The sequence below is a fragment of the Stenotrophomonas sp. STEN054 genome, from assembly GCF_056854535.1.
In genome coordinates this window covers 1-7,193 of the sequence record NZ_JBXFWG010000090.1, presented here as the reverse complement: position 1 = coordinate 7,193, position 7,193 = coordinate 1, and the positions used below count along the sequence as shown (strand labels likewise).

Genomic DNA, 7,193 nt, shown 5'->3' with positions numbered 1-7,193 from the left:
GCCCTTCGCGGCTTACGAGCCGGGACTCACCTTGCCTCGACCGGGGGGGGGCGGTTGGCCGCCGGTCGAGCAAGCTCGACTCTACTGGCCCTCACACTGCGCGATGTCGCGCATCGCCAGGTCCTTGCCAACCTGGTAGCCCCCGCAAAGCAGGGCCAGCGCAAAAACCGCCGCCACGGGAATGGCCTTCGTAGCGCCCCAGGGCCTCGCTTGCTTGTCCTGCATGTCGATCATCCCTGTAGGCGGCAGCGCGCGGCGGGGCCAGCATGCGCTGCACGCGGCTGTCGAGCAAGCGTGGCGCTAGCGCTCCACCGGACGGCGCACCTGCTCCCAGTCCAGGCCGAACTTGGCCAGGTATTTGCGCAGGCGGTCGGCATCGTTGGTGCTGGCGCGCTGGGTGCGCGATACCGCGAAGAGCTCGCGGCCGGCCGCTGACAGCGACTTCGAGCGTGCGCAGACCTGCACGACCTCCTCCAGCTGCACGCGGTCGAAGCGGTCCAGTTCATCCACGGCCGGGCCCAGCAGCGCCTCCAGCGGCGACTGCGCCTGGCCGCCGCGCCATTGCTGGCGCAGGCGCGCGATCTCATCGTCCACGCCCTCGGTCTGGATGCGCCCGGCGTTGGCCAGCGTCGCCAGGCGCATGATCGATGCCCCCAGGTCGCGGAAATTGCCGCGCCAGGCGGCCTCGGCACTGGTGGCAAAGGCCAGGTAACGCGTGCGTGCCTCCACGTTGAAGCGCACCTGTGCATGCTGCTGCTGCGACCAGCGCTGCAGCTCGAACTCGATGTTCGGCTCGATGTCCTCCCTGCGCTGGGCCAGACCGGGCAGGTGGTAGGTCCACAGGTTCAGGCGCGCCAGCAGGTCCTCGCGGAAGCGGCCGTCCAGCACCGACTGCTGCAGGTCGCGGTTGGTGCCGGCAATCAGCTGGAACTCGCTCTCCACTTCGCGGTCGCTGCCCACCGGCAGGAAGCGCTTCTCTTCCAGCGCCCGCAGCAGCACGGCCTGCTCGTCCAGGCCCAGTTCGCCGATCTCATCGAGGAACAGCAGTCCCTGGTGGGCGGAGCGCAGCAGGCCGGCGCGGTCGGACGAGGCGCCGGTGTAGGCACCCTTGGTGTGGCCGAACAGCGTGCTCATCGCGCCGTCGCCGCGCAGGGTGGCGCAGTTCACTTCAACGAAACGGCCGGGCAGCTGGTGCTTGAGCTTCTTCAGCTCGAACACGCGCTTGGCCAGCTGGCTCTTGCCGGCACCGGTGGGGCCCATCAGCAGCATCGGCGCGCGTGAGCGGGTGGCTACGGTTTCGATCTGCGCGATCATCGCGTTGAAGGCCGCGTTGCGCGTGGCGATGCCGCTCTTCAGCAGGTCGCGGTCCTGCAGCTGCTGCTGGGCAAAGCGCTGGGCGATGTGGTCGTAGCGCGACAGGTCCAGGTCGATGATGGCGTAGCTGCCGGCCGCGCCGTCCTGCTTGCGCGGCGGCGAGGTCTGCAGCAGGCGGCCCGGGAAGTGCCGGCTCTCGGTGAGCAGGAACCAGCAGATCTGCGTCACGTGCGTGCCGGTGGTGATGTGGACGTAGTAGTCCTCCTCCTCCGGCTGGAACGGATAGCTGGCGAGGAAGTCATGCAGCGTCGAATAGACGCCTTCGAACTCCCAGGGATCGGCCAGGTAGGTGTCGTGCCGGCGCACGTCCATCTCCGGCGCCACCTGCTGCAGGTCCGCGCAGACCACGCGGGCCAGCTTGGCGTACCGGCGCTCGTCCAGCAGCAGCTCGATGCGGTCGGGCAGGAAATCCTCGTGCATGCCCAGCGACACCGTCGGCCGCCACTTCTCCCACCGGCCTGGGCCCTCGCCCGAATCGAGCTGGGTGCCGAGCATGCCAAAAACCACCTGTCGCCGAGACATATCCATTCCTATAAAAAGCGCGCCGAAACTATATACATTCTACGGCGCCAGCGGACGCGCCCATACCATCTGGAGAAATAAAATCAAACTAAAACAATGACTTGATCGAAACATCCAAAAGTTGGCACGGCCATTGCTCTATCCATCCCATGACACGAGGCGGGCTGTTCCCGCCGAGGACACCACGATGGCCAACCTGACGCTCTTCTCCACCCCGCGTGCCCCGGCGCTGCTGCCGGCCACCACCGTCAATGAAGCCGGTGGCCTGGCCTACCGCCGCGACCCGCGCGCTGCGCTGGCCCTGTACGCGGCCACCGGCTGCCTCAACAACACCTTCTACAGCGATGCCCAGGCACAGCTGCAGCACGTGTTGGCGCTGACCGAGCAGGTCGAGCCGCGCTTCATTGCCCGTACGGCGGTCTACGCCCGCCGGGTGGCGCACATGAAGGACATGCCGGTGCTGCTGGCGGCCGTGCTCAGCGTGCGTGACCCGGAGGCCTTCGCCCAGGTGTTCCCGCGGGTGGTGGACAACGGCCGCCAGCTGCGCACCTTCGTGCAGATCATGCGCAGCGGCCAGGTCGGCCGCCGTTCGCTGGGGTCGCTGCCGAAGCGCCTGGTGCGCGAGTGGATCCAGCAGGCCTCGGCGGAAACCCTGGTGCGTGCGGCCATCGGCCAGCAGCCGTCGCTGGCCGACCTGATCCGCATGGTGCACCCGAAGCCGGCCAACGCCGAGCGCAAGGCGCTGTATGCGTGGATCGTCGGTCGTCCGTACGAAGAGGCGCAGCTGCCGGCGCTGGTGCAGGCCTACGAGGCGTTCAAGCGTGACCCGCGTGGACTGCCGCCGGACCTGCCGTTCCAGTACTTCAGCACGCTGCCGCTGGATGCGGCGCAGTGGTCGGCGCTGGCGCGCAGTGCGTCGTGGCAGTCGATGCGGATGAACCTCAACACGTTCGCCCGCAACGGCGTGTTCGAAGATCCGGCGATGGTGTCGGCGATCGCAGCGCGGCTGCGTGATCCGGCCCAGGTGCGCCGCGCCCGGGTGCTGCCGTACCAGCTGCTGATGGCCTACCAGGCCAGCGCCAGCCTGCCGCAGCAGATTCCCGAAGCGTTGCAGGACGCGATGGAAACGGCCACGGCGCAGGTGCCGGTGCTGCCGGGCCGGGTGGTCGTGGCGGTGGACGTGTCCGGTTCCATGCAGTGGCCGGTGACCGGCTGCCGCAAGGGCGCCAGCTCGGCGGTGCGCTGCGTGGACGTGGCGGCGTTGATCGCGGCCTGCGTGCTGCGCGGCCAGCCGCTGGCCACGGTGCTGCCGTTCGATACCGAGGTGCGCCCGGTGCGGTTGAACCCGCGCGACAGCGTGATGACGTTGGCGGCGCAGCTGGCGATCAATGGCGGTGGTACCTCGGTCAGTGCGCCGCTGGAACACCTCAACCATCGTCGCGAGCAGGTCGACCTGGTGGTGCTGGTGTCGGACAACGAGAGCTGGCGTGACACCCGCAAGGGCGGCGCGACGGCCACGATGCAGGCCTGGGATGCGCTGAAGCAGCGTTGCCCGCAGGCGCGGCTGGTGTGCATCGACCTGCAGCCGGTGGCCAGCAGCCAGACCGTGCAGCGCGAGGACGTGCTGCACATCGGCGGCTTCAGCGATGCGGTGTTCGACCTGTTGGCGCAGTTCGCGCAGGCGCCGGGTGATGGCAGCGGCTGGGTCGAGCGCATCGAGGACATGCCGTTGTAAACACGATGTTGGACGGCGGCAAGGATGTCGCCAGGAACCGCCCGGCTGGCAATGGGGCCAGCCGGGCTGGACCAGGAATCACGTTTTTCGCGGTGTTTTTCACCGCACCTGTTTCAACGCCGGCACTGCGAATGCCGGAGGAACTACAGCCTTCTAAGCTCCGGGTCGCGGGTTCGAGCCCCGCCCGCTGTGGCAACACAGTGGTAGCTCAGTGGTAGAGCAGGATGTTCCTCCACCCCTCGTCGTGCTGCCGGCATCTTCGCTTTCGTTGCGCGGGGAATGCAGGCCGAACTACATCGGAAACCCTTCGGGGTCGGGTTCAAGTCCCGGCCGGCTGCCACGGCAACGCGGCAGCCGGAGCGTTCGGCCACCTTTGTCACCGCACCTTCTTTGTTTTTGTATTGGATGAAAGGAAACATCACCATGACCACCTTGAACCATGACGTGATCCAGCAGCCGGGCGCTGCACCCATCAAGCTGTGGACGCGCGGCGTGCCGCTGGAAGACCAGGCACGCGAGCAGCTGCAGAACATCGCCAAGCTGCCGTTCATCCACAAGTGGATCGCGGTGATGCCCGACGTGCACCTGGGCAAGGGTGCAACCGTGGGGTCGGTGGTACCGACCGTCGGCGCGATCATTCCCGCGGCGGTGGGCGTGGACATCGGCTGCGGCATGATGGCCGTGCGCACCACGCTGGTTGCCAGCGACCTGCCGGACAACCTGTCGGCGGTGCGCGGCGCGATCGAGCGGGCGGTGCCGCACGGCCGCAGCGTGACCCGTGGTGGCCGTGACAAGGGCAGCTGGGATACGCCGCCGGAGCTGGCCATCGAAGGCTGGAAGCAGCTGGTCGATGACTTCGTGCTGATCTGCGAGCGCCACCCGCGCCTGAAGAACACCAACAACCTCAAGCACCTGGGCACCCTCGGCACCGGCAACCACTTCGTGGAAGTGTGCCAGGACCAGGACCAGCGCGTGTGGTTCATGCTGCACTCCGGTTCGCGTGGCGTGGGCAATGCCATCGGCACCTATTTCATCGAACTGGCCAAGCAGGAAATGCGCCGCTGGATGATCAACCTGCCCGACCAGGACCTGGCGTACCTGCCCGAAGGCAGCCAGCACTACGGTGACTATGTGTTTGCGGTGGAATGGGCGCAGCGTTTCGCCCGCATGAACCGCGAGGTGATGATGCGCAACGTGGTGGCGGCCGTGCGCACGGTCATCAGCAAGCCGTTCGAGGCGCAGGCCGAGGCGGTGAACTGCCACCACAACTACGTCAACCGCGAGGTGCACTTCGGCAAGGAAGTGATGCTGACCCGCAAGGGCGCGGTGAGTGCGCGCAAGGGCGAGCTGGGCATCATTCCCGGCAGCATGGGTGCCAAGAGCTTCATCGTGCGCGGGCTGGGCAACGAGGACAGCTTCCACAGCTGCAGCCACGGCGCCGGCCGCGTGATGAGCCGTACCCAGGCGCGCAAGCTGATCACCGTGGACGAGCACGCCAGGGCCACCGCGCACGTGGAATGCCGCAAGGATGCGGACGTGGTGGATGAATCGCCGGCGGCCTACAAGCCGATCGAGGCGGTGATGGAAGCCCAGCGCGATCTGGTCGAGATCATGCACACGCTGCGCCAGGTGGTGTGCGTGAAGGGGTGAAGCGGGCCGCGCGCGGCGTACACTGCGTCGCGCGCGGCAGGACGGCCTGCGGAACGACCGCAGGCAGCGAGGAACAGAACACATGGACATGATCGAACTTGATGGCGGGCACGGCGGCGGACAGCTGCTGCGCTCGGCCCTGACCCTGAGCCTGTGCACCGGCATCGGCTTCACCGTGCAGAACATCCGCGCGATCCGCCGCAGGCCCGGGCTGATGCGCCAGCACCTGACCGCGGTGAATGCCGCCGCGCAGGTCGGCAGCGCCTGCACCCACGGTGCTGCGCTGGGCGCTACGTCGCTGCGCTTCGAGCCGGGCGTGGTCAGCGCCGGCGAGTATCACTTCGCCACCGGCAGTGCCGGCTCGGCCACCCTGGTGCTGCAGACCGTGCTGCCGGCGCTGTGGCGTGCGCAAGGGCCGTCGCGCCTGCGCCTGGAAGGCGGCACCCACAATCCGCTGGCACCCAGCGCCGACTTCATTGCCGACAGCTACCTGCCGTCGCTGGCACGGATGGGCGTGCAGGCCTCGATGCAGCTCCTGCAGCATGGCTTCCACCCGGCCGGGGGCGGGGTGATCGAGCTGCAGGTGCAGCCGTGTGCCACGTTGCAGGTGCCGTGCATGGAACAGCGGCCGGCGCTGGATTCGATGCAGGCGCAGGTGGTGATGTCGGGCCTGTCCAGCAGTATCGGATTGCGCGAGCTGCAGGTGCTGGCCGATGAACTGGGCGTCGACCCGCACCCGCGCCACGTGCAGTCGGTGCGGCCGGCGCTGGGGCCGGGCAACGTGGCGATGGTCCGCGTGCGCCATGGCGACCACGTGGAAGTGTTCGATGGCCACGGCGAGCGTGGCGTGTCGGCCGAGCAGGTTGGCGCGCGCCTGGCCGGCCAGGTCCGCACCTACCTCAGCGGTGGCGCGTGGGTCGGCGAGTACCTGTCCGACCAGCTGCTGCTGCCGATGGCGCTGGCCGGCGGGGGCAGCTTCACCACCCACGTCATCAGCGACCACCTGGCCAGCAACGCGCGCCTGATCGAGAAGTTCCTGCCGGTGGAGTTCGACTGGCAGCCGCACGAGGGGGGCTGGCGGGTCACCGTCGAGGGATAAGGTTCAGGAGCGGGCTTGGGGTGCGGATGTAGCGCCCGAGCCGATGCTCGGGCGGCGGCGAAGCCGGGAAGGGCAGCCGAGCATGGGCTCGGCTCTACATGAGAATGGCGCGGCGAACGGCAATCCGCTGCCGGATTGATCCTGCTCAAGGCGCGGCCTGCACATCGGGTGTGCAATGGTGGTGTTCCCAGCTGGCACCCCGCCAAGGAGGCCCACCATGTACACCCGCATCCTGATCGCCACCGACGGCTCCGAGCTGTCCGACAAGGGCCTGGCCAAGGGCCTGGAGCTGGCGAAGGATCTCAATGCCGAGGTCGATATCGTTACGGTTTCCGAGCCGTGGGCGGTGGGCATGTATGACGCCATGGGCTGGAGCGTGGGCTACATGAACAGCCCGGAGTACAAGGCCGACCGCGAGGAGGGCGCGCAGAAGGTGCTGCAGCCGGCGCTGGCCAAGGCCGCCGAGCAGGGCATCCGTGCCAATCCCATCCATGTGCTGGACCGCTACGCCGCCGACGGCATCATCGAGACGGCCGGCGAGCGCAACAGCGATCTGATCGTGATGACCTCGCATGGCCGCCGTGGCGTGACCCGCGTGCTGCTGGGCAGCCAGACCGCCGAAGTGCTGGCACGCAGCACGCTGCCGGTGCTGGTCATCCGCTGATCGATACCTGCGGGCTCAAGCGTTCCCGGGGAGGGGACCCGGGGGGGGGGGGGGGGGGGGGGGCGGGGCGGGGGCCCCCCCCCCCCCCCCCCCCCGGCGGCGCCCGCCCCCCCCCCCCGCCCCCCCCCCCCCCCCCCCCCGCCCGCCCC

At 68.5% G+C, this 7,193-nt stretch carries 6 protein-coding genes; 4 read left to right on the top strand and 2 right to left on the bottom strand.

What is annotated here, in order from left to right:
* Nucleotides 1–81: 81 nt before the first annotated feature.
* Nucleotides 82–225 (bottom strand): hypothetical protein, encoded by a 144-nt coding sequence (locus tag AC1VXD_RS19425; protein ID WP_482993424.1) that lies wholly within the window; start codon nt 223–225, stop codon nt 82–84.
* Between the two features lie 75 nt (nt 226–300).
* Nucleotides 301–1,896, bottom strand: a complete 1,596-nt coding sequence (gene rtcR / locus AC1VXD_RS19420; protein ID WP_482993423.1) for an RNA repair transcriptional activator RtcR — start codon at nt 1,894–1,896, stop codon at nt 301–303.
* Between the two features lie 187 nt (nt 1,897–2,083).
* Here rtcR and AC1VXD_RS19415 point away from each other — a divergent pair, with 187 nt between their 5' ends.
* The 4 genes from AC1VXD_RS19415 to AC1VXD_RS19400 all read left to right on the top strand — a co-directional run bounded on the left by AC1VXD_RS19415 (nt 2,084) and on the right by AC1VXD_RS19400 (nt 7,044).
* Nucleotides 2,084–3,631 carry a vWA domain-containing protein gene (locus tag AC1VXD_RS19415; protein WP_482993422.1) on the top strand — a complete coding sequence of 516 codons (1,548 nt, stop codon included), beginning with the start codon at nt 2,084–2,086 and terminating at the stop codon, nt 3,629–3,631.
* Between the two features lie 423 nt (nt 3,632–4,054).
* The gene (locus tag AC1VXD_RS19410; protein WP_482993421.1) at nt 4,055–5,281 is read left to right on the top strand and encodes an RtcB family protein; all 1,227 of its coding nucleotides are present in this window, start codon (nt 4,055–4,057) and stop codon (nt 5,279–5,281) included.
* Nucleotides 5,282–5,363: 82 nt separating this feature from the next.
* The gene (rtcA, locus tag AC1VXD_RS19405; protein WP_482993420.1) at nt 5,364–6,380 is read left to right on the top strand and encodes an RNA 3'-terminal phosphate cyclase; all 1,017 of its coding nucleotides are present in this window, start codon (nt 5,364–5,366) and stop codon (nt 6,378–6,380) included.
* Nucleotides 6,381–6,597: 217 nt separating this feature from the next.
* Entirely contained in the window at nt 6,598–7,044 is a 447-nt protein-coding gene (locus tag AC1VXD_RS19400; protein WP_079224261.1) for a universal stress protein, read from the top strand.
* The last annotated feature ends 149 nt before the right edge of the window (nt 7,045–7,193 follow it).

What these genes read in the sequence shown, in the direction of transcription:
- AC1VXD_RS19425 (WP_482993424.1), bottom strand. Translation starts at nt 225, where the DNA reads ATGCAGGACAAGCAAGCGAGGCCCTGGGGCGCTACGAAGGCCATTCCC.
- rtcR (WP_482993423.1), bottom strand. Translation starts at nt 1,896, where the DNA reads ATGTCTCGGCGACAGGTGGTTTTTGGCATGCTCGGCACCCAGCTCGAT.
- AC1VXD_RS19415 (WP_482993422.1), top strand. Translation starts at nt 2,084, where the DNA reads ATGGCCAACCTGACGCTCTTCTCCACCCCGCGTGCCCCGGCGCTGCTG.
- AC1VXD_RS19410 (WP_482993421.1), top strand. Translation starts at nt 4,055, where the DNA reads ATGACCACCTTGAACCATGACGTGATCCAGCAGCCGGGCGCTGCACCC.
- rtcA (WP_482993420.1), top strand. Translation starts at nt 5,364, where the DNA reads ATGGACATGATCGAACTTGATGGCGGGCACGGCGGCGGACAGCTGCTG.
- AC1VXD_RS19400 (WP_079224261.1), top strand. Translation starts at nt 6,598, where the DNA reads ATGTACACCCGCATCCTGATCGCCACCGACGGCTCCGAGCTGTCCGAC.